Source organism: Nocardioides dilutus (assembly GCF_054779555.1).
Map to the genome: position 1 here is coordinate 166,255 of NZ_BAAGYA010000002.1, position 21,314 is coordinate 187,568.

Here is a 21,314-nt window from a genome sequence, read left to right on the forward strand (position 1 = left end):
GCGCCGGGACAGTCGGCAGCGGCAACTAGGGTTTGCGGGTGACCGCGCCCACCAGCACCGAGACCCCTGTCGCCGGCTCGGTGGCCGGCGTACTGGCGGCCGCGGTCGACGCGCTCGGAGGCGAGCGCCGCGAGGGCCAACTGCGGATGGCCGAGGCGGTTGCCGACGCGCTGACTGGTGGGGACCACCTGCTCGTCCAGGCCGGCACCGGCACCGGCAAGTCGCTGGCCTATCTGGTGCCGAGCCTGCTGCACGACAGCCGGGTCGTCGTGGCCACCGCGACCCTGGCGCTCCAGCACCAGCTGGTCGAGCGCGACCTGCCGCGGCTGGTCGAGGCGGTCGGCGACCTGCCGGGCGTCGACGCGTCCTACGCCGTGCTCAAGGGGCGCTCCAACTACGCCTGCCTGCACCGGATCCGCGAGGGCGTGCCCGACGACCAGGGCGTCCTCATCGAAGCACCGGTCGGCTCGATGGCCACCAAGGTCCTCGAGCTGCGGGCCTGGGCGGAGGAGGAGGTCGAGAGCAAGGGGAGCGGCGAGCGGGACAACGCGCCGCGCCACACCGACCGTGAGTGGCGGCAGGTCTCGGTGAGCCACCGCGAGTGCTTGGGGGCGGCCAAGTGCCCGTTCGGGGCCGAGTGCTTCGCCGAGCTGGCCCGGGAGAAGGCACAGCGCTCCCACCTGGTCGTCACCAACCACTCGCTGCTCGCGATCGACGCGATCGAGGGGGTGCCGATGATCCCCGACTACGACGCGGTGGTCATCGACGAGGCCCACGAGCTCACCTCCCGGATCACCCAGGCTGCCACCGACGAGCTGCTGCCCGCCGACGTCGACCGCGCGGCCAAACGGTCCCAGCGGCACGTCGAGGGCGAGCAGGCCAACGACCTCGCCGACGCCGGCGACCTGCTGCGCGTGGTCATGGGCGAGATCGACCCGGGCCGGATCGACGTGCCGCCGGATGCGCTGCGCGACGCGCTGGTGCTGGTCCGTGACACGGCTCGGGCCTGCCTGTCGGCCTACCCCAAGTCCGACTCGTCCGGCGAGGCCGACGCCGGGCTGACCCAGGCCAAGGGGTCGGTGCAGGAGCTGTTCGCGACCGCCGACCGGATGGCGGCGTTCAGCGAGGCCGACGTGCTCTGGCTGGCGGAAGGAGGCGACCGGATCCCGCCGCGGCTGTGCGTCGCCCCGCTCCAGGTCTGGGGGCCGATGCGCGACAAGCTGCTCAGTGACAAGGTCGTCGTGTTCACCAGCGCGACTCTGCGGCTCGGCGGCGACTTCAGCACTGTGGCCACGAGCTTCGGGCTGAAGCCCAAGGAGCTGGTCCTCGACGGCGAGCCGGGGCAGCGCACCGACGACGTGCTGCCCTGGCGCGGGATCGACGTCGGCAGCCCGTTCGACTACGGCCGCCAGGCGATCCTCTACGTCGCCAAGCACCTGCCACCGCCTGGACGCGACGGGCTGGGCAAGGCTCAGCTCGACGAGATCGTCGAGCTGGTCGACGCCGCCGGCGGCCGCACCCTCGGCCTGTTCTCCAGCCGCCGCGCGGCCGAGACCGCCGCCGAGGAGGTCCGGGTGCGGCTGCCCCACCTCACCACGCTGGCGCAGGGTGACGCGCAACTGCCCGAGCTGGCCAAGCAGTTCGTCGAGGACCCGCACACCTGCCTGTTCGGCACGCTCTCGCTGTGGCAGGGGCTCGACGTGCCGGGCGAGACGTGCCAGCTGGTGCTCATCGACCGCATCCCGTTCCCGCGGCCCGACGACCCGCTGATGAGTGCCCGGCAGCGGGCCGCCGACAAGGCGGGCGGCAACGGCTTCATGCAGGTCGCCGCCACCCACGCCGCGTTGCTGCTCGCGCAGGGCTCCGGCCGCCTCATCCGCACGACCACCGACAAGGGTGTGGTCGCGGTCCTCGACCCGCGGCTGGCGACCGCTCGCTACGGCCGCTTCCTCAGCGCCAGCCTGCCGCCGATGTGGACGACCACGGATCCGCAGGTCGTCCGCAAGGCGCTGGCGCGGTTGGCAGCCGGCAGGACCGACTGAGACGGCGGCGAGTTTCGTCGGCCGGCCGACAGAACTCTCGGCGGGACGGTGAAACTTCGTCGTCCCGGCACGGGTTTCGTCGGCCGGCCGACGAAACTGAGCTGCCTACTGGAGCCGGTCGTGGCCGTCGTAGCCCCCCTTGGGCTTGCCGACGCCGAAGTAGGCCGCCACGGTCGGCGCGACGTCGACGGTGCGGGCGTGCCGTGGCGAGGCCTTGCCGCGCGGGACGACCGGGGAGCCGCCGCCGATGAAGAACGGGATGTTGCGGGTGGCGGGATGCCCGTGGTTGCCGGGGATCGGATTTGCGGTGACCGGGTCGGGGTCGCTGAACCGCCAGCCGGCCTTGCAGAAGACGACGACGTCACCGGCCTCCGGCCCGACCCGCAGCCACCGGTTGGTCTGGGCGTGGGTCGCCAGCACGCCGGGCACGCCGCCGGCTACCGCGCGCATCCGGGCGATCGCCGCGCCCTTCTCCGAGTCGGGCCCGGTCCAGTAGAGGAGGTCGGCCCCGCCGTTGTCGGCGATCTGGACCTTGCCGGCCAGCAGCGGGTCGGCCTCGAGCGCCGACGACAGCGACACGACGTTGTGGGGCACCGACCAGTCCATCGAGTGGTCGGCGAGCACGATCACGATCGAGCGCTCCCAGCGACCCGACGACTTCAGCTCGTCGACGAACCGCCCCACCTGGGTGTCGGTCGAGGCGAGCGCGGCGCGTCGTGCGGCCTTGAGCCCGAGCGGTCCGGTGAGGTCGCTGTGTCCCATCCGGTCGATGTCGCCGAGGTTGACGAACATCAGGTGGGGGTCGACCTCGTCGAGCATCGCCAGCGCGGCGTCCATGGTGAACTGGTCGGGCGCGTGCCCGGAGACCGGCACGATCGGCTGCGGCTCCCAGCGGGCGGTGGCCCGCTCGCCGAAGACGCCGTAGAGGTATTCCTTGCTGAGCACCGTGCCGGTGCGGTAGCCCGCCTTGTTGAGCCGCTCGATGACGGTGCGGACCCTGATGTCGTCGGCCCGGTCCATGGTGCGCACCTCGCCGATGGTGCGGTCGAAGATCTCGTTGGCAGGCACGCCGCTGCGGTCCGGACGGACGCCGGTCATCATCATCACGTGGTTGGGGATGGTCTCCATCACCGGCATCGAGGAGGCCCGCGGATAGCGCAGCCCGGCGTCGCGCAGGGCCAGGAGGTTGGGCGTGAGGCCCTCGTCGATCTCATCGGGTCGGCAGCCGTCGACGACCAGCACGTAGGCGCGCCGCTTGCGCCGTTTGGGCTTGCCCTTCGTGGCGTACGACGGCGCGGCGGTCGACAGCAACACCCCGGCGGTCCCCGCGGTGAGGAGCGTGCGGCGGCCCGTGCTGATGGCGGCGAGGCCCTGGGCGAACGGCCCGTCGGCGAACGGCGTGGTCACTCGCCCACCGGCCCGTCGACCTCGTGCAGCTTGCCGGTGCCGGCCTTGGTGGCCATCGACCTGGTCCAGGTGACCGTGGTGTGGGGGTCGGCCCGGTCGCCGATGACGAACCAGTCCATCTGCGCGCGCTGGCTGGTGATGTCGAGCACCGAGTAGCCGTGGTCGTCGAAGTTGAGGTACTTGACGTGCCGGTTGTTGGCCATGATCACCGCCTCGACGGCGAGGCTCGAGGTCCGGGGCGGGGAGCCGGTGATGTCCTTGAGGTTGTTGGACGTCACCGACGAGCAGACGAACTCGACGCCGGCCGAGTCCCCGGCCGGGTAGGACGCCGGGTCGTAGGGCAGCTCGCAGGCCCAGCCAGAGTGGATGTCGCCGGTCACGAACAGCGCGTCGCCGACCCCGTGGTTGCGGATGTGCTTGAACACCTCGCGCCGGTCGGCCGTGTAGCCGTCCCACTGGTCGACGTTGTAGGGAAGGCCGTCCTCGGGCAGCAGCCCGGTCACGTCGTTGATCGGGCCGAGGATCTGGTCCGGGACGCCGGCGAAGGTCACCGGCGCGATCATCACCGGGTTGCCGATCACCTTCCACTGGGGGCCGATCCGGTCGAGCGAGTCCTTGAGCCACTGCAGCTGCTGCTTGCCGGTGATGGTGCGGGACGGGTCGCTGACCTCCGCCTCGGCGGCCGGCACCGGCGTGGGCGCGGCGGTCTGCACCTGCTCGCTGCGATAGCTGCGCAGGTCGAGCATGCTGATCTCGGCCAGCCGGCCGAACCGGAGCCGGCGGTAGAGCCGGGCGCCGTCGCGCAGCCGCGCGGTCCCGTCCATCCGCACCGGCATCCACTCGTCGTAGGCGCGGTGTGCCCGCGCCCGGCGGGCCGCGTAGTCGCCCTCGGTGGCCGGGGTGTGGTTCTCCGCGCCCGCCCCCCACTGGTCGTTGGTCACCTCGTGGTCGTCCCAGGTGATGATCCAGGGGTAGGCCGCGTGCAGGTCCTGCAGGTCGGCGTCGAGCTTGTACTGCGCGTGCCGCTGGCGGTAGTCCCCCAGCGAGACCATCTCGTGGGCCGGCTCGTGCGGGCGGATGTCGGTCTCGTCGAAGCCGTAGCCGTACTGACCCGGGGCGTACTCGTAGAGGTAGTCACCGAGGTGCAGCACGGCGTGCAGGTCGGTGCGCCTGGCCAGGGCCCGGTAGGCGGTGAACCAGCCGGCCTGGAGGTTGGCGCAGGACACCACGCCGAAGCGGAGGTGGTCCGGCGTGGCCTGGGGCTTGGGTGCGGTCCGGGTGCGGCCGACCCGGCTGGTGCCGTCGCGGAACCGGAAGCGGTAGTAGTACCAGGTCTCGGGGGTCAGCCCCGTCACGTCGACCTTGACCGTGTGGTCGCGGCCGGGGCCCGTCTCGAAGCTGCCTCGGCGGACGATCCGGCGGAGGCGCCGGTCCTTGGCGACCTCCCAACGGACTGTGACCCGTGGCCCCTTGCCCGAGCCCGGCAGGGCCCGCTTGGTCGGGGTGACCCGGGTCCAGAGGAGGACCGCGTCGGGCAGCGGGTCTCCCGAGGCGATGCCGTGCTGGAAGTAGCGGGCGCCTGCCCGGTTCGGACCGGCCACCGCGTCGCTGCCGCCTGCCAGGGCGACCGTTCCGGCGCCGACGGCGCCGACGGCGCTGCCGGCGAGCAGGGTGCGGCGGGGAAGGTGGTGGGCGGGGTCGGTCGAGGTCACAGCGCATTCAACGACCAGACGGCGGGTGCGTGACGCTTCTGGGACCGGAGTCACCGAGAGTTCACCCGGCGTACGCCGCCGAGCCGCCGGGCAAAGCACACCGCCCCAGCGGGACGAATCCCACCGGGGCGGTGCTGGGTGCTGCTGTGATGCCTGCGGTCAGACCGCCTTGCTGAGCACCGTGATGCGCTTGTCCTGGTCGGTCGGCTTGCCCGAGCACGAGAACGGCGTGCTCCGGACGTAGCACTGCGTGAACCGGACACTGGCGTTGACCAGGGTCACGTCCACGAAGTTGACCGCGCTCTTCTTGAACCCGACGGTGACCGCGCCCCGGCCCTTGGCGTTGATCGCGACGTACTTGGTCTTGACCTTGCCGTTGGCCAGGTAGGTCGTCACCACCGCGCGGGTGCCCTGGACCTTCGGGGCGCCGGCGATCGCGACCTGAAGCTTCTTGGCCTTGCCCTTCGGGGTGAACCGGTAGGCGGCCGCCGACAGGTGGTCGAGCTTGGCGGTGAACGCCTTCGCCTGACCCTTGTTGAGCTTCTTCTTGCCGTTGATCTTCGCGGTCGGGTAGTTGTTGGCCGCGCCCTCCTCGTAGAAGAGGGGTGCCCGCTGGTTGGCGGCGGAGAACAGGGCGAACTCCTTGTCCACCGAACTCTTGTAGGGCCTCTTCTTCAGGACCTGGGCCATGCCCTGGGTGAAGTACTTGTCCTTCTTGGCGCCCTTGGAGCTGTCGGCGGCCTTCCAGAAGTCGAGGATGATCTTGGGCATCCCGCCCTTCTCGGCGCGGAACTTCTCGGTGAGGTAGCGGAACCAGATCCACACGCCGTAGTGGAACAGCCCGCCGAACTTGTCGATCGACCGCTTGCGGTCGGTGATCGGGCTGTCGGCGAGGTATTGCACGTTGTCGTTGACGCCGTCGTAGAGCTCGTCCTCGGCCCAGGCGGCGGTGGCCTCCATGGCCCAGCCGTCGTCGGCGATGTCGTAGGCGAACTGCGTGGCGTGGAAGTACTCGTGGGCGACGGTCACCTGGAGGTTCTGGATCGGCGTCAGGGGGAATCCGGCGTAGTCGTTGTCGACCACGCAGTAGGCCCACACGTCGAACCGGCCCGGCCCGGTCTGCTTCTTCTGGTCGGTCGTGCAGTAGCCGTAGAGGCCCTGGGGAAGCGTGTCGACGTAGATGTCGGTCAGCGAGTCCCCGCCGAGGCTGCCGTCGGGCAGGGGCTGGCGGTAGCCGGCGCCGGCGTAGGCCTGGGCCACGCTCACCGAGGTGTTGAGCACGTCGTTGGGGCTGAACGCCGCCGGGTTCATCTCGAGGGAGTTGTAGTGGATTCGGATGTTGCCCAGGGCCATCGTCTCCGGCTTGACGGGCCGGCCGGCGAGCTTGGCGTAGGCCGCGCGGTCGGCGGCGGAGAGGTTGTCACGCTGGAGCCAGAGGTCGCGCAGCGCCATCGTCGCGTCGCCACCCTTGCCGGTGAGCGCGGTCTGGGCGCGAGACAGGGCCTGGTTGGCCGCACGTGACGACGTGTCGCCCGAGAGGTCGCCACGGTCAGCAGCCACGGCACTCGGTGCGGCGAGGGTCGCTCCAATGAGCGCCACCACGGTCACCATGGTGGCTGCCGCCCGGGAGAGAGCGGAGTGAGGCATGAGGTCTCCGATTCGAAGGTGGAAAGGAATGCCGAGCGAACGGGTCCCCGTGACCGGTCGGCGCGACCCGCTGACCTTACCCCGCGGCGGCGACATCGACGTGCGGGTTGAGGGACCGAAACCAGACGCAAACTCAGACGCGGCGCAGGACTGCGGTGACCTTGCCGAGAATCGTGGCGTGGGTGCCGTCGATCGGCTCGAAGGCGTCGTTGTGGGGCAGCAGCCAGACCTTGCCGTCCTTGCGCTGGAACGTCTTGACCGTCGCCTCGCCGTCGATCAGCGCGGCGACGATCTCGCCGTTGGAGGCGGTCTGCTCCTGGCGTACGACGACGTAGTCGCCGTCGCAGATGGCGGCGTCGATCATCGACTCACCGCTCACCTCGAGCATGAACAGCTGGCCCTCACCGACCAGGTCACGCGGCAGCGGGAACACGGCCTCCAGGTTTTCCTCGGCGAGGATCGGACCACCGGCCGCGATCCGGCCGAGCATCGGCACGTAGGTGGCCGGCGGCATCGCGTCGCCGACCCCGGTCTCGTCGTAGGACGTCTCCTCGGCGGCCGAGATCGACCGGCGGGCGGCCATCAGCTCGGGCAGGAACACCTCGAGGGCGCGCGGCCGGTTGGGGTCGCGGCGGACATAGCCCTTCTCCTCCAGCACCTTGAGCTGGTGGGCGACGCTCGAGGAGCTGGTCAGCCCGACCGCCTCGCCGATCTCGCGCATGCTCGGCGGGTAGCCGCGTGCCTCCATCGACTCCTTGAGGTGGGTGAGGATCCGCTGCTGGCGTGGGGTGAGCCCGGTCGCGTCGGGAGGACCGTCGGGCAGTTGGGAGACCTTGCTAGCCATGCGGCCAGGGTAGGGCGCCCGGCGCCATATGTTCAAACATCTGTTCGAACGGGCGTGTCGTCCGGGCCCCGGCGTGAACCCGAGGTGACAGGGGCCCGACGCCGGTCGCCATGCGCCCACCAAGGGGCGCATGGCGACCGGCGTTCAAACGACTGCCTGAACGTCTCTCGGTCAGCCGCCGAACCCGGGCCTCGACGAGGTACGCGGCGTGCCGGTCGACCCAGCGTTCGTCAGGTCGTCCACACGCGTGAGCACGATGTGAGACGGCAGGACGACGGGGATGGTGTAAGCGGCCCCACTCGACTGGCAGGTCACGGTGTAGGCCGCTGCGGTCGTGTCGAGCAACCCGCCCCCGTTGACGAACCACGTGTCGCCGCCTCCAGTGGCTCCGAGCGCTGCCACCTGACCGTTGGCGAACGGTGCTCCGCTGTCCAGGATGCACCCGAAGAAGACGGTGCCGCCGGGGACCGTGGCCGAGATCGAGAAGTTCGCGACGTACCGGCCCGGGGGAAGCCCAGGAAGGGCGAAGCGCATGATGGCCCCGGCCGAGGTGCCGCTGAGCTCGTAGCGGTAGGCCTTGGTCTGCAGGGCGGTCCCGTCGAGCCCGTCGACCAGGTCGGCGTTCAGCTTCTTGATCTTGGTCTTGTTCGACACGGCGAATGGCGCGTTGCCGGCCTTGCTCTTGAGCTTCAGCGCCGGTCCGTTGCCGGTGTTCTTGAGCTTGGTCGCCTTGTTCGCGACATTGCTCTTGCCGAGCAGCAGTGGGCCACCGGTCGCCGCGAACGCGCCGACGTTGGCCGCGCCGACGACGAGGCCGGTGCAGAGCAGGATCGTCCCGAGACGGGCACGGATGTGGGGCATGGAGCCTCTCCTAAGGTCGTTGGGCCACCAGTCGAACGCACGAGCCCCACTTCGCGCCATGACCCGATCGGACTAGTCGTCTCCCGAGCCGACCGGGCGTCACGGCCGGGGTTCGACACCGCCGACACCGGTGCTGTTGGTGGCGGTGACGTCGTCCACCCTGGTCAGCACGAGTCGGGCCGGGTATCGCGAGTCATTGGGGATCGTCACCGTCGTGCCGCCGGCGCGCTGGCACGCAAGCCGGTACGTCGCGGTGGTGGTGTCGAGGTAGCCACTGCCGCTGACGAACCAGTTGCCGCTCCCCGCATCGATCCCGGCGGCGGCCACGGGGACGACCACGTTGGGTTCCGTCCCGGTCAGCAGGAAGCAGGCGAAGAGCGCCGGCGAACCGCCGATGTTGGCTGACACGGAGAAGCTCGCGTGGTAGCGACCCGAGGGCAGCCCTGGGAGCGCGAACGTGACGTAGACGGCATTGAGGCCGATGGCGGTCAGCTCGTAGACGTAGCTCTTCGTCTGGAGCCCAGTGCTGTCGAGCCCGTCGACCAGGTCGGCGTTGAGCTTGGTGACCTTCGTGGAGTTGGAGACCTTGAGCGGCGCCCTGCCGCCCTTGCTCTTCAGCGACAGCGCCGCGCCGTTGCCGGTTGTCTTGAGCTTGGTGGTCTTGCTGGCGGTGTTGCCCTTGCCCAGCAGGAGCGGACCGCCGGTGGCGGCGAAGGCCCCGAGGTTGGCGGCGCCGACCAGCAGCACCGCGGCGAGGAGGACGGGGACGAGTCGACTGCGACGAGCACTCACTGCGGGCTCCTTGGGTTGGTTCCGGGCAGTCCAGCGGACCGCCGTCGAGTCCGCAAGGGTTGCGAGGTTGCTGCTTGACTGCCGGGCATGAGCACCAACAGTTGTGTCGTCACCGGGGGAGCGCGCGGCATCGGCCGTGCCATCGCCGAGCAGATGGTCGCCCGCGGGCATCGGGTCGTGGTGACCGATCTCGACGGTGAAGGCGCCGAACGGACGGCCGCCGAGATCGGCGCCGCCGAGGGCATCGCCCAGGACGTCCGCGACCCCGAATCGCACCGTGCGGTCGCCGAGGCCGCCGGGCGGCACGGACCGTTGACGGCGTGGTTCAACAACGCCGGGGTCGCCTTCGACCAGGACCTCGTCGACCTCTCCGACGAGCAGGTGCACACCACCGTCGCGGTCAACCTGCTCGGGGTCATCTGGGGCACCCGTGCCGCCGTCGACGCGTTCGGGGCGGCCGGCGGCGACGTCGTCATCACCTCGTCGCTGTCGGCGCTCGGGCCCGTGCCCAACCTCTCGGCGTACGCCGCGACGAAGGCGGCCGTGCTGTCGCTCGCGACGTCGGTCCACCTCGAGACGCCTCCCAACGTCCGGGTGCACGCGCTGTGCCCCGACGGGGCGGCGACGCCGATGGTCCATGGCATGGCCGGCGGCAAGGCCGAGAAGCTGGTCAGGTCCGGCGGCCGGCTCCTGACCCCCGAGGAGGTCGCCACGGCTGCGGTCGGGCTGGTCGGCAGTCGGCGGGTGGTCAGGACCATCCCAGGATGGCGGGCCCCGGTGATGCGGTTCGGGAGCCTGATCCCCTCCCAGGCCGGCCCGGCGATGAAGCTGTTCGAGCTCCAGGGGAGCCGCCGGACCCGCTAGCCCTGCTGTCCGCCTGAGGGCGACACGCCGTTCGAACAAATGTTCGCGCGGTGCTTGATTCTGTTCGAACAGGTGCTCTACTCTCGTACACATGTTCGATCGAACGTCTGATCGAACCGCTGATCTCGAAAGGGCCACTGTCGGTGGTCCCTTCTAGAACTTGAGACCAGACCGACCACCCCTTCCCCTGGAGGTCACGATGAGCACCTTGACGATCGGCCCGGCGTTCCGCCCGGTCCCGCTCGCGCCCCGATCGCCCCGATCGACGGTGCGGCTGACGCGTCGTGGGCGAGTCGTGGTCTTCCTGCTCTCCTTGGTGCTGGCGTTCGCGATCGGCATCCTGGTCGCGGCCGGCTCCGTCGCCACCGGTGAGGCCGGCACGCCCGAGCCCACCCGGGTCGTGACCGTCAGCACCGGGGACACGCTCTGGGGCATCGCCGCCGACCTTGCCGACGACGGCGACGTGCAGGCCATGATCACCCGCATCGAGCGGCTCAACGCCCTCGACTCCGGGATGCTCTCCGCCGGCCAGCGTCTGGTGGTCCCGGCCGACTGATCGCCACACCAAGACTTCGCCAGCCGCTTCGACCCCGGCTGGCGGGCCGGGGAAGAACAGGGGCGGAGCCGGGGGCTCCGCCCCTGCGGCTTGTCGGTGGTCGAGGAGGTCGCGCAGCGACCGTCTCGAGACCAGGTGAGCCGGGGCTGGGACTATCGGGTCATGGCCGGCTACTCAGGCACCCCACTGGCGAAGAAGATCGGCATCAAGGACGACCACGTAGTCCTCTTCGACGGCGCGCCGGAGGCCCTTGACCTCGACGCCGGTGGCGCCCGGGTGGTACGCCGCCTGCCGGCCGGCGTCGACGTCACGCTGACCTTCCACACGACGTACGCCGGTCTCGCCCGGAGGCTGCCGACGCTGTTCGACCGCACCACGACCGCCGGCATGGTGTGGGTGTGCTGGCCCAAGAAGGCGGCGCAGAAGACGCCGCGCAACCCCGACGGCATCGCCAGCGACCTCGACGAGAACACGGTGCGCGACCTCGGCCTCGAGCTCGGGTGGGTGGACGTCAAGGTCGCCGCCGTCGACGACACGTGGTCGGGACTGAAGTTCGTCAGGCGGCTCGCGGACCGCTAGCGGTCAGTGCTTGTGCGGCTTCTTCTCCTCCAGGACCCCGAGCTTGCGCAGCAGCAGCGTGCCCAGCATCAGCGACAGGAACAGGCACGCCACCGCGCCGAGCGAGGCGACCGCCAGGAAGATCCAGGCCTGGCTGTCACCGCCGCGCGCGGTGCGGCCGAAGTCGATAGCGGCCCACACCAGGAAGCCCCAGGCGGCCAGTGCGAGGACGGAGGCGGCGGCAATCCCAACGAGCTGCGGCTGGATCCCGCGCCGGCGGCGCTCGCCGCGACGCGCGCCCGCCCGCTTGGGCTCCGCCCGGCCTGCCACCTCGACATTCTGGCCCGCCGGGCCGCTCGGTGCCGGTGCGCCACGCGGCAGTCCCGACACGGCCTCGACACAGCCTCGACACGCCGGTCCGGAAGCCGGGCCAGGCCCTCTGACCTGCGCAAACGCACGGAGTGTGACCCAGATCAAAAAAGAGCCGGTCGGGGTCTTGCGTGGCCCGACCCCACGGGCGTACCGTCACCACTAGATGTAGTACTTACACCGGTGTAGTTATCCACATCTAGTCCCCAGATCGGGGCATAGGTCGCACAGCTAGCCGGTTGTTCTACACAGGGAAACGCCCGTTATCCACAGTTCCAGGACGCCCGACGCCGGGTCGTTGAAGCGCGCCCACGACCGTCACGAGAGGAGGACCGAGGATGCACTGCCCGTTCTGCCGCAACACCGACACCAAGGTCCTCGACTCCCGGGTCGCCGAGGACGGCGGCTCGATCCGCCGCCGCCGGGTGTGCGCCGAGTGCGAGCAGCGGTTCACCACCCTCGAGCTGATGCAGCTCACGGTGGTGAAGCGGTCCGGGGCCACCGAGGCCTTCAGCCGCGACAAGGCGATCGCCGGTGTCCGCAAGGCCTGCAACGGCCGGCCGGTCACCGAGGACGACCTCGCGTGCCTGGGCCAGGCGGTCGAGGACGCGCTGCGCGGCTCCGGGCAGGCCGAGTTCCCCGCCCACGAGATCGGCATGGCCATCCTGGCCCCGCTGCGCGAGCTCGACGAGGTCGCCTACCTGCGCTTCGCCAGCGTCTACAAGTCCTTCGAGTCCGCCGAGGACTTCGAGATCGAGATCGCCTCGCTGCGCAGCCACCGCGCCGAGCAGCTCGCCGAGCTGGTCGGCGAGCTCGCCGACCAGCCCCAGCCCGCCAACACGGGCTGACCACAGACCGCCCGGTACGTCGTGGGGAAGCGGCGTACCGGGCGCAACACCTTTGATTCGCCCAGCCGCCGTACTCACCCAGGAGTGTCGGTGGCACCAGCAACAATCGAGATACGACGCACAGGGGAGAAGCGCATGACCGAGGTAGTCAACGGGCCGTCCAACGGGCCCTCGAGCGGCAAGGCCGGTGCCAAGGCCAACAGCGGCACCGGGCTCACGATCGAGCGCGTCTTCAGCACCGAGGGCGTCCACCCCTACGACGAGCTCACCTGGGAGCGCCGCGACGTCGTCCAGACCAACTGGAAGACCGGCGAGACGGTCTTCGAGCAGCGCGGCGTGGAGTTCCCCGACTTCTGGTCGGTCAACGCCTCCACCATCGTCACGACGAAGTACTTCCGCGGCGCGGTCGGCACCGACGCCCGCGAGTGGAGCCTCAAGCAGCTCATCGACCGGGTGGTCAAGACCTACCGCAAGGCCGGCGAGGACAACGGCTACTTCAAGTCCGAGGCCGACGCCGAGCTCTTCGAGCACGAGCTGACCTGGCTGCTCGTCCACCAGTACTTCTCGTTCAACTCCCCGGTCTGGTTCAACGTCGGCACGGCCTCTCCCCAGCAGGTCTCCGCGTGCTTCATCCTCTCCGTCGACGACTCGATGGACTCGATCCTTAACTGGTACAAGGAGGAGGGGTTCATCTTCAAGGGCGGCTCGGGTGCCGGCCTCAACCTCTCCCGGATCCGCTCGTCCAAGGAGCTGCTCTCCAGCGGCGGCACGGCGTCCGGCCCGGTCTCCTTCATGCGCGGCGCCGACGCGTCCGCGGGCACCATCAAGTCCGGTGGCGCCACCCGCCGCGCGGCCAAGATGGTCGTCCTCGACGTCGACCACCCCGACATCGAGGAGTTTGTGATGACCAAGGCGCGCGAGGAGGACAAGATCCGCGCGCTGCGTGACGCCGGCTTCGACATGGACCTCGGCGGCCACGACATCACCTCGGTGCAATACCAGAACGCCAACAACTCGGTCCGGGTCAGCGACGAGTTCATGCGCGCGGTCGAGGACGGCACCGAGTTCGGCCTGCGCGCCCGCAAGACCGGCGAGGTCATCGAGACCGTCGACGCCCGCGAGCTGTTCCGCAAGATCAGCCAGGCCGCGTGGGAGTGCGCCGACCCCGGCCTTCAGTACGACGACACGATCAACGACTGGCACACCAACCCCGAGACCGGCCGGATCACCGCGTCCAACCCGTGCTCGGAATACATGTCGCTCGACAACTCCTCGTGCAACCTCGCGTCGCTCAACCTGCTCAAGTTCCTCAAGGACGACGACACCTTCGACGCCGTCCGGTTCGCCCAGGCGGTCGAGTTCATCATCACCGCGATGGACATCTCCATCTGCTTCGCCGACTTCCCGACCGAGGCGATCGGAGTCACCACGCGTGACTACCGCCAGCTCGGCATCGGCTACGCCAACCTCGGCGCGCTGCTGATGGCGATGGGTCTCGGCTACGACTCCGACGGCGGCCGCGCCATGGCCGCCGCGATCACCTCGCTGATGACCGGCACCTCCTACCGCCGCTCGGCCGAGATCGCCGGCGTCGTCGGCCCCTACGCCGGCTACGCCCGCAACGCCGAGGCCCACAAGCGGGTCATGCGCAAGCACCAGGCCGCCAACGACACGGTCCGCACGCTCGGGATCGCGGACCGCCAGGTCCACCAGCTCGCCACCGTCGCCTGGGCCGACGTCCAGGAGATCGGCGCCAAGAACGGGTTCCGCAACGCGCAGGCCTCGGTGCTCGCGCCCACCGGCACCATCGGCTTCATGATGGACTGCGACACCACCGGCATCGAGCCGGACTTCTCGCTGGTCAAGTTCAAGAAGCTCGTGGGCGGCGGCTCGATGCAGATCGTCAACCAGACGATCCCGCGGGCGCTGCGCAAGATGGGCTACCAGCCTGAGCAGGTCGAGGCGATCGTCGCCTACATCGGCGAACACGGCCACGTCATCGACGCGCCCGGTCTCAAGCTCGAGCACTACGAGGTCTTCGACACCGCGATGGGTGCCCGGGCCCTCAAGCCGATGGGCCACGTGCGGATGATGGCGGCCTGCCAGCCGTTCCTCAGCGGTGCCATCAGCAAGACCGTCAACCTGCCCGAGTCCGCCACGGTCGAGGAGATCGAGGAGGTCTACCTCCAGTCCTGGAAGCTCGGCCTCAAGGCCACGGCCATCTACCGCGACAACTGCAAGGTCGGCCAGCCGCTGTCCGACGGCAAGTCCGACTCGTCCAAGAAGGACCAGGGCCGCGCCGCCGCCCACATGGCGGGCGACGCCGAGACCAAGGTCGTGGAGAAGATCGTCCACGCCCCGCTGCGCAAGCGGCTCCCCAAGAGCCGGGTCTCGCGCACCACGTCGTTCACCGTCGGTGGCGCCGAGGGCTACATGACCTCGGGTGCCCACGACGACGGCGAGCTCGGCGAGATCTTCCTCAAGCTCGGCAAGCAGGGCTCCACGCTTGCCGGTGTCATGGACGCGTTCTCGATCGCGGTCTCGATCGGCCTTCAGTACGGCGTCCCGCTGGAGACCTACGTCTCGAAGTTCACCAACCTGCGCTTCGAGCCCGCCGGCCTCACCGACGACCCCGACGTCCGGATGAGCCAGTCGATCATGGACTACATCTTCCGCCGGCTCGCCCTCGACTACCTGCCCTTCGAGCAGCGCGAGGCGATGGGCATCTACTCCGCCGAGGAGCGCCAGCGCTACCTCGAGACCGGCTCCTACGAGCCCGTCCTCGAGGAGATCGGCTCGCCCGCCGAGCTGATCGATGATGAGTCGGTGGTCGAGCAGCGAGCGCTAGCGAGCGTCGTCGAGACCACGGAAGCCGACGCTGAGACTGAAGCCCCGGTCGCCGAGGTCAAGGAAGCCCACACTTCCGCGGAGCTCATGGAGAAGATCACCGGCACTGCCATCGACTCCCCGCTCTGCATGACCTGCGGCACGAAGATGCGCCCCGCCGGCTCTTGCTACGTCTGCGAGGGCTGCGGATCGACCTCGGGATGTAGCTGATCCTTCGCGGCTGACTGCCGCCAACAACCACCGGTCCGGACCTCGACCTCGAGAACCGGGCCGGTGGTGTGTTCAGAAGGACCGAGGGGGTCTGAGCGTGGACGCCTAATCGCGGAGAGAACATTTATGTTCTCGTACCTAGTGTCTGCGCCTCCCAGTGTGGCGGGGTGTCAAACACCAAGGCGGGGATTCATCGGCCTCTCCCCGAACCCGTCGCGGCCGCCCTCGCCGGCGCTCTGCGTGGGCACCGCACCAGTCGGGGAGTGACGCAGGAAGACCTCGCCACACGCGCCGGCGTCTCGGTCCAGATGGTGCGGCGCCTCGAGGCAGGCACCGCCAACCCCACTCTCGGCACCCTCCATGCCGTCACGATCGCTCTCGATATCACCTGGACCGACCTCCTTCTGGAGATCGAGCGGTGACCGACTACTTCTTTGGTGAAATCCTGGGCCATCCCGTCGGCACGACCTACGAGAGCCGCATCGAGGCCGCCGAGGAAGGTGTCCACCAAGTTCGAGTACAAGGCATCGCAGGCAACCGAAGCGTCGGCTGCGCCTCGATCGTCCTCAACGGCGGCTACGACACCGACGAGGACTACGGCCACGAGATCTTCTACACCGGCTCCGGCGGCCAAGACCCGCAGAATCGGAAGCGACACATCGCCGACCAAGATCTCGACGCCAGCGACAACGCTGCCCTCGTCACTAGCGAAGCGACTGGTGAACCCATCCGCATCATCCGCGGCTGGAAGGGAGCACCCGACTACTCACCCCCGACTGGTTATCGCTACGACGGCCTCTACAAGGTCATCAAGCACTACCCATTGATCCCCGAAGACGGCTTCCGCCGTTGGATGTTCCACCTCGTCCAACTAACGCCAGAGGAAGCCGCCTCCCACACGCCGCCGGAGAACAGCGAAGCCAACGCGCTGGCCTACACCGAGCACGACCTTGGATCCGGACCCATGGGCGGGGACGAAGCTCCCTCGCGATCCGCGCGCCCGATAGACCCGTTCTTCGATGCGCCTGCCGAAATCGTCATACCCGCAGGCAAGACCGATCCCGGTATCAAGACCGTAATCAGCCAGCGGGTAATCCGGGACACCAAGATCACCGCCACGGTGAAAGTCATGTACGTCAACGCCTGCCAGATCTGCGGCACCCAACTTGCCACCAGGACGGGCTACTACTCCGAAGGCGCCCACATCCGCCCGCTAGGCAAGCCCCATCACGGCCCCGACACGATGGGCAACGTCCTGTGCCTCTGTCCCAACCACCACGCAGCGTTTGACAAGGGCGGCATCTACCTTGACGACGACCTCAGCGCCCGCGACGCCGATGGCAATGTGATCGACACGCTCTCGGTTGATTCTGACCACGACATCGACCTGAACAATGTCCGCTACCACCGGATGCATCACGGTCACGACATTGTGGGGAAGCACGACCTGTCTCCTTGATGGAAGATCCAGCCAGCGCTCGGCCATCGGTGTTCGCAGGTAGCGCCCTCTGCGCGGAGCACGCTCGTGGCTCAAGGTCGGCGGGTGCTAGCACGCAAGGTCCCGCTGGATCCTGGTGATCGCCGGGATGTCCGCGGGGGCCCAGTCGAGTTCCGCTATTGCTTCGGGGCTCGACCACCGAACCTGGGCGTGCTCAGTTAGCTGCGGATCCCCCTCCAGCAATGTGCAGTAGAACGTGGTGAGGGTGATTGTGGCGAAGTCGTAGTCATGCGTTGTGCTCTCAACCTGCTCGCCGACCGCGACGAGGCACTTGAGTTCCTCGTCGATCTCGCGTTGAAGAGCCTCGCGCGGGCTCTCTCCTGGCTCGATCTTGCCGCCAGGGAACTCCCACTTGAATGGCAGGTTGCCCTCGTCACCACGCTGCGCGCAGAGGACCTTGCCGTCTTTCACGATGACCGCGCCTACGACCTCGATATGGCTCAAGCGTGCTCTCCTCGACTCCTGGCGCAGTGTAGGTCGAGTTCGAAGAGTCGCTCCGTGGCCGCGACCACCACTCGCACACATCGTGCCGACGCCCAAGCGGGTGGTTCTCGTCAGATCTCAAGACACACCAGCTGTTGTCCTCTTAGGTTCCTGGCCGGGAGAACGGATGGTCAGGGTGTCCACATCAGAGCCTGCTGAGGCGTTGCAGAAGGCGGCGCGGCTGCGCCGTGAAGTCGAGCAGATGGAACCCCGCACGCCAAAGCGCCGAAGCTTCGCAGGGCGCTTCTTCTCGTTCGTCAGGACTTCTTTGACATGCCTGGTGCTCATCGTTCTCGCTGTTGACGTGTGGCTTGCCTACGACGCTTTCCGTAGGGAAGCGCCCGAGTCGGGAACCAGTGCCTCGTCGCCAGCTGACGGTCCGACGTACTCGGACCTCGAGATCTTCGACAGCGGCGGCCGCTTCGCCGGGCAGGTGGCGATCACCAACCCGTTCGACCGGGACATCGAAGTGTTCGTGACAGTCGACTTGTACGACGGCGAGCAGAACGTCGGCGAGGTCAGCGGCAACGTGACCTTGAGGCCGGACTCGACCTCGACCGTCGAACTGCGGGGATTCGACGACCTTGTGTCGTACACCGAGACTCGAGTGCATCTCAGCGGCTGGCCGCTGTAGCCGCCTGAGTCGGCGACGTCAGGTCCGCAGATCGAGCCAGGAGAGGCCTCCGGCCAGGCGCGACCGACCCCCTGCCGCCGCCTGGGTTGCGGCAGCACCAGAGGCTGCAGCTAGGCCGGGATGGTCCGGCCCGCCGCGGCCATCAGCCGTTGGGTGTCGGTGGCGTCGGGAGGTGGTGTCGTGGGTGGCTTGACCAGTCCGATCTCGACGGTGTGCTCGGTGCAGGTCAGCTCCACGACTCGGGTCATCCCAGGGATCCACTCGGGTGGGAACTCGATGGCGCGACCCACGCTTGCGGACACGTCCCACGCATGGGCGGCCGCGTCGACGAGGGCGAAGTTGATGACCACGGCGCCGGGCAGCTCGCCGAACGGCGTGGCGTGGGTCGCGGTCATCACGCCGTCGGTGCGCCACAGCTCCACCACCTGCGCTGTGGCCTCGGCGGCGATGGGAGCGAGGTCCCCTTCGTAGGGCACGGCGGCCATCGCCTCGTCCTGTGGCATGAGGTCGTGACCGGTCACGAGGCCGGCCCAGAAGAGCTGGTTCTTGATCGCATGGCTGGCGAGGCGGCGTACGGTCCAGGGCGGGCAGTTGCTGACCAGGTCCATCTCCGCGTCGGCGAGCTCTCCGATGACCCGGCTCAGCTCGAGCTCCGCCTCAGCCAGCAGCGTCAGATCGTCCATCTCGTGCCCCCTCCGGACTGCGCCCACACTACTCACGCCGAACGGGCCAGACTGGCGGCGTGAGCCGGGAGGTACGCCGAGGCAACCTGCCCAGGGCGGTCGCGACCTTGATCGGGCGCGACCACGCGGTGACCGAGGTCGGGTCGCTGGTCCGCACCCACCAGCTCGTGACGCTCAGTGGTATCGGTGGAGTGGGAAAGACGCGGCTGGGCGTAGCCGTCGCAACCAGGCTGGCCGACGAGTTCCCGGACGGGGTGTGGCTGGTCGAGCTGGCACCTGTCGGTGATCCCGGCGCCGTCCCCGACGCCATCGCCAACGCCCTCGGCATCACCCCGCAGGGCGACACCTCTGTCATCGACACCGTCGCCGAGGCGGTGGCCGGACGGCGCCTGCTCATCGTGGTCGACAACTGTGAACACGTGTTGTCGGCTGCGGCCGCCGCCATCGGACAGGTCATTGCCCGCTCCGACACGCCACGGATCGTCGCCACGTCGCGGGAACGGCTGCTGGTGGCCGGCGAGGTTGTGGTGCCGGTCGCGCCGTTGGCAGTCGACGGTGGCCTGACCTCCGATGCGGTGGGGTTGTTCGTGGAGCGGGCCGCCACCGCGCGGCCCGGCTTCGGGATCTACGACGAGCAGACCGCCGATGCCGTGGTCGAGATCTGCCAGACGCTGGACGGCTTGCCCCTGGGCATCGAGCTGGCCGCGGCGCGGATGGCCGCGATGAGTGCGGCCGAGGTGCGGGACCGACTTGGCGACCGGTTCCGGCTGCTGACCGGGCCGGATCACGGACCGGACCGCCAGTCGACTCTGCGCAGCACGGTGGCGTGGTCCGTCGACCTGCTGGACGACGCCGAGCGAACGGTGCTGAGGACGGCGTCGGTGTTCGCGGGCGGCTTCGACCTGCCCTCGCTCTGCGCGGTCGCCGAGGCGAGCGACGACGTGGAGATCCTGCGGCTCCTGGACTCGTTGGTGCGCAAGTCCCTGGTCGTCGCTCATCACGGTGCGGCGCGCACCCGCTACAGCATGTTCGAGACCATCCGGACGTTCGCCCACGAGAGCCTCGCGGACGGGTCCGGACACGAGACCCTTCGCGATCGTCACGCCGCTCACTTCGCGAGCGAAGCCGCCCTGCGATGGGAGCGGTGGAACGGGCCCGAGTGGCATGACCAGGTCGACTGGGTGCGGGTCGAGCTGGCCAACCTCCGGTCCGCCTTCCGGTGGAGCGTCGAGCGTGGCCAGGTGGTGGTGGCGACGGATGTCGCCGCCCACGCTGCCCTGATGGGCTTCTCGGTCGAGCTCTTCGAGACGATCGGGTGGGCGGAGGCGTTGCTCGAGGAGGCGGTGCGCGCCGACGTCCCGCGGCTGCCTCGGCTGTACGCCGCGGCGGGGTATGCCTGCTTCGTCGGGCGGGCCGCGGCCGCGACCGCCAACGCACATCGCGCGGTCGAGCTGGAGGGGCGACCGGGCTACGAGTCCTGCGAGCCCGGCTACGCGACGTTCATCGAGGCCCTCGGACGGGTCTACTGCGGCAACCTCTCCCGCTATGTCGAGCTCACCCATGACGTCGCGGCGCTGCCCGGCACGAGCCGGGCCTACGGGATCGCCGCCTACATCGACGGGCTGCAGTCCGCCGGCCGGGTCGCCGAGGCGCTGGAGCTCGCCGAGGCCGCGGTCCAGGCCGCGCACGAGCTCGGCAACCCGTACTGGGTCGCCTACACGTCGTGGATCGTCGGGTTGGCCTGGGCGAAGGCGGATCCGCAGCGTGCGCTGGAGACCTGGGACGAGGCGGTGGCCTACATCGGAGAGCACGACGTGCGCTTCTTCGAGGGGTTCGTGGCCCGGGACGCCGCGCTGCTGCACACCTCGGACGGTCAGCTCGAGTCGGCGCTGACGCTGTTCGCAGCCTCGATCGAGGCGTTCCTGCGCACCGGTGCTGTGGCGCAGCTGGTGATCACCCTCGCCAGCCTGCCGGCCTTGTTCGAACGCCTCGACCGACCGGCCGCCGCGGGCACGCTGCTCGGTGCCATGTCCCGGGAACCGGCCAGCTTCCACCATGTTCCTGCGCTCGCCGATCTCGGCCCCCGGCTGCGGGACTCATGGGGCAATGAGCGGTCGGAGCGCTGGGCCGCCACGGGTGCGGCGATGGAGCTGCAGGACACGGCGGCGTACGCGCTCCACCAGATCGACGTGGCCCGGCAGGCACTCGCCGTCGCGGGTCAGCAGGGCGCCCTGGCCGGCCTGACCGCCCGAGAGATGGAGGTGCTGCGGCTGATCGCCGACGGAGCGACCACCCGCGCGATCTCCGAACGGCTGTTCATCTCGGCGAAGACGGCCGACAACCACATCCAGCACATCTACACGAAGCTCGGCGTGACCAACCGAGCGGCGGCCACCAGGTGGGCGCTCGAGCACGAGGTGGCCGGCCAAGATGGGGGCCCGGAATGAGGAGGTCTCCTC

The 21,314-nt window shown here is 69.3% G+C and carries 19 protein-coding genes; 10 read left to right on the forward strand and 9 right to left on the reverse strand.

All coding sequences use genetic code 11. The features are described 5' to 3' along the window. The first annotated feature begins 38 nt into the window (after positions 1 to 38). Entirely contained in the window at positions 39 to 2,042 is a 2,004-nt protein-coding gene (locus ACYVC6_RS10330) for an ATP-dependent DNA helicase (protein WP_460713672.1), read from the forward strand. A gap of 105 nt (positions 2,043 to 2,147) precedes the next feature. Here the strand turns inward: ACYVC6_RS10330 and ACYVC6_RS10335 are convergent, their stop codons facing one another. The 6 genes from ACYVC6_RS10335 to ACYVC6_RS10360 all read right to left on the reverse strand — a co-directional run bounded on the left by ACYVC6_RS10335 (position 2,148) and on the right by ACYVC6_RS10360 (position 9,305). Beyond that, positions 2,148 to 3,449 (reverse strand): alkaline phosphatase family protein, encoded by a 1,302-nt coding sequence (locus tag ACYVC6_RS10335; RefSeq protein ID WP_460713674.1) that lies wholly within the window; start codon positions 3,447 to 3,449, stop codon positions 2,148 to 2,150. Continuing rightward, positions 3,446 to 5,161 carry an alkaline phosphatase D family protein gene (locus ACYVC6_RS10340; RefSeq protein WP_460713676.1) on the reverse strand — a complete coding sequence of 572 codons (1,716 nt, stop codon included), beginning with the start codon at positions 5,159 to 5,161 and terminating at the stop codon, positions 3,446 to 3,448. The genes ACYVC6_RS10335 and ACYVC6_RS10340 overlap by 4 nt, the downstream gene beginning before the upstream one ends. 159 nt (positions 5,162 to 5,320) lie before the next feature. Beyond that, positions 5,321 to 6,808, reverse strand: coding sequence for an MXAN_6640 family putative metalloprotease (locus tag ACYVC6_RS10345; RefSeq protein ID WP_460713678.1), 1,488 nt, complete (start codon positions 6,806 to 6,808; stop codon positions 5,321 to 5,323). A 133-nt stretch (positions 6,809 to 6,941) separates the two neighbouring features. Continuing rightward, entirely contained in the window at positions 6,942 to 7,652 is a 711-nt protein-coding gene (lexA, locus tag ACYVC6_RS10350; protein WP_460713680.1) for a transcriptional repressor LexA, read from the reverse strand. A gap of 171 nt (positions 7,653 to 7,823) precedes the next feature. Next, complete coding sequence (locus tag ACYVC6_RS10355; protein ID WP_460713682.1) at positions 7,824 to 8,513, reverse strand: hypothetical protein; 690 nt, start codon at positions 8,511 to 8,513, stop codon at positions 7,824 to 7,826. Between the two features lie 99 nt (positions 8,514 to 8,612). Next, complete coding sequence (locus ACYVC6_RS10360) at positions 8,613 to 9,305, reverse strand: hypothetical protein (protein ID WP_460713684.1); 693 nt, start codon at positions 9,303 to 9,305, stop codon at positions 8,613 to 8,615. Between the two features lie 87 nt (positions 9,306 to 9,392). Between ACYVC6_RS10360 and ACYVC6_RS10365 the strand changes: the two genes are divergently transcribed. The 3 genes from ACYVC6_RS10365 (at position 9,393) to ACYVC6_RS10375 (ending at position 11,304) form a co-directional block, all read left to right on the forward strand. Further along, positions 9,393 to 10,169 (forward strand): SDR family NAD(P)-dependent oxidoreductase, encoded by a 777-nt coding sequence (locus ACYVC6_RS10365; RefSeq protein ID WP_460713686.1) that lies wholly within the window; start codon positions 9,393 to 9,395, stop codon positions 10,167 to 10,169. A gap of 199 nt (positions 10,170 to 10,368) precedes the next feature. After that, positions 10,369 to 10,725: a LysM peptidoglycan-binding domain-containing protein gene (locus ACYVC6_RS10370; protein ID WP_460713689.1), complete on the forward strand. Its 357-nt coding sequence runs from the start codon at positions 10,369 to 10,371 to the stop codon at positions 10,723 to 10,725. Between the two features lie 162 nt (positions 10,726 to 10,887). Further along, a complete protein-coding gene (locus ACYVC6_RS10375) occupies positions 10,888 to 11,304 on the forward strand; it encodes a DUF3052 domain-containing protein (protein WP_460713691.1) in 417 nt (138 codons plus the stop codon). A gap of 3 nt (positions 11,305 to 11,307) precedes the next feature. Here ACYVC6_RS10375 and ACYVC6_RS10380 read toward each other — a convergent pair whose 3' ends face one another. Further along, complete coding sequence (locus tag ACYVC6_RS10380) at positions 11,308 to 11,613, reverse strand: hypothetical protein (RefSeq protein ID WP_460713693.1); 306 nt, start codon at positions 11,611 to 11,613, stop codon at positions 11,308 to 11,310. A gap of 377 nt (positions 11,614 to 11,990) precedes the next feature. Here ACYVC6_RS10380 and nrdR point away from each other — a divergent pair, with 377 nt between their 5' ends. From nrdR to ACYVC6_RS10400, 4 genes are all read left to right on the forward strand, one after another. Then, positions 11,991 to 12,500, forward strand: a complete 510-nt coding sequence (nrdR, locus tag ACYVC6_RS10385) for a transcriptional regulator NrdR (protein WP_460713695.1) — start codon at positions 11,991 to 11,993, stop codon at positions 12,498 to 12,500. 135 nt (positions 12,501 to 12,635) lie between these two features. Continuing rightward, positions 12,636 to 15,557, forward strand: a complete 2,922-nt coding sequence (locus ACYVC6_RS10390; RefSeq protein WP_460713697.1) for a vitamin B12-dependent ribonucleotide reductase — start codon at positions 12,636 to 12,638, stop codon at positions 15,555 to 15,557. Positions 15,558 to 15,724: 167 nt separating this feature from the next. After that, positions 15,725 to 15,979 carry a helix-turn-helix domain-containing protein gene (locus tag ACYVC6_RS10395; protein ID WP_460713698.1) on the forward strand — a complete coding sequence of 85 codons (255 nt, stop codon included), beginning with the start codon at positions 15,725 to 15,727 and terminating at the stop codon, positions 15,977 to 15,979. Further along, on the forward strand, positions 15,976 to 17,016 hold the full coding sequence (locus ACYVC6_RS10400) for a YDG/SRA domain-containing protein (RefSeq protein ID WP_460713700.1): 1,041 nt from the start codon (positions 15,976 to 15,978) through the stop codon (positions 17,014 to 17,016). Before ACYVC6_RS10395 ends, ACYVC6_RS10400 begins: the two co-directional genes overlap by 4 nt. A gap of 87 nt (positions 17,017 to 17,103) precedes the next feature. Here the strand turns inward: ACYVC6_RS10400 and ACYVC6_RS10405 are convergent, their stop codons facing one another. Continuing rightward, entirely contained in the window at positions 17,104 to 17,499 is a 396-nt protein-coding gene (locus ACYVC6_RS10405) for a (deoxy)nucleoside triphosphate pyrophosphohydrolase (protein ID WP_460713702.1), read from the reverse strand. 175 nt (positions 17,500 to 17,674) lie between these two features. On the opposite strand from ACYVC6_RS10405, the gene ACYVC6_RS10410 reads away from it, so the two are divergent. Continuing rightward, positions 17,675 to 18,172, forward strand: a complete 498-nt coding sequence (locus ACYVC6_RS10410) for a hypothetical protein (RefSeq protein ID WP_460713704.1) — start codon at positions 17,675 to 17,677, stop codon at positions 18,170 to 18,172. Positions 18,173 to 18,282: 110 nt separating this feature from the next. On the opposite strand, the gene ACYVC6_RS10415 is transcribed toward ACYVC6_RS10410, so the two are convergent. Then, the gene (locus ACYVC6_RS10415) at positions 18,283 to 18,855 is read right to left on the reverse strand and encodes a TIGR03086 family metal-binding protein (RefSeq protein WP_460713705.1); all 573 of its coding nucleotides are present in this window, start codon (positions 18,853 to 18,855) and stop codon (positions 18,283 to 18,285) included. 59 nt (positions 18,856 to 18,914) lie between these two features. Between ACYVC6_RS10415 and ACYVC6_RS10420 the strand changes: the two genes are divergently transcribed. Next, positions 18,915 to 21,302, forward strand: a complete 2,388-nt coding sequence (locus ACYVC6_RS10420; RefSeq protein ID WP_460713707.1) for a LuxR C-terminal-related transcriptional regulator — start codon at positions 18,915 to 18,917, stop codon at positions 21,300 to 21,302. Positions 21,303 to 21,314 lie beyond the last annotated feature (12 nt).

What these genes read in the sequence shown, in the direction of transcription:
- ACYVC6_RS10345 (WP_460713678.1), bottom strand. Translation starts at nt 6,808, where the DNA reads ATGCCTCACTCCGCTCTCTCCCGGGCGGCAGCCACCATGGTGACCGTG.
- lexA (WP_460713680.1), bottom strand. Translation starts at nt 7,652, where the DNA reads ATGGCTAGCAAGGTCTCCCAACTGCCCGACGGTCCTCCCGACGCGACC.
- ACYVC6_RS10355 (WP_460713682.1), bottom strand. Translation starts at nt 8,513, where the DNA reads ATGCCCCACATCCGTGCCCGTCTCGGGACGATCCTGCTCTGCACCGGC.
- ACYVC6_RS10365 (WP_460713686.1), top strand. Translation starts at nt 9,393, where the DNA reads ATGAGCACCAACAGTTGTGTCGTCACCGGGGGAGCGCGCGGCATCGGC.
- ACYVC6_RS10370 (WP_460713689.1), top strand. Translation starts at nt 10,369, where the DNA reads ATGAGCACCTTGACGATCGGCCCGGCGTTCCGCCCGGTCCCGCTCGCG.
- ACYVC6_RS10375 (WP_460713691.1), top strand. Translation starts at nt 10,888, where the DNA reads ATGGCCGGCTACTCAGGCACCCCACTGGCGAAGAAGATCGGCATCAAG.
- nrdR (WP_460713695.1), top strand. Translation starts at nt 11,991, where the DNA reads ATGCACTGCCCGTTCTGCCGCAACACCGACACCAAGGTCCTCGACTCC.
- ACYVC6_RS10390 (WP_460713697.1), top strand. Translation starts at nt 12,636, where the DNA reads ATGACCGAGGTAGTCAACGGGCCGTCCAACGGGCCCTCGAGCGGCAAG.
- ACYVC6_RS10415 (WP_460713705.1), bottom strand. Translation starts at nt 18,855, where the DNA reads ATGGACGATCTGACGCTGCTGGCTGAGGCGGAGCTCGAGCTGAGCCGG.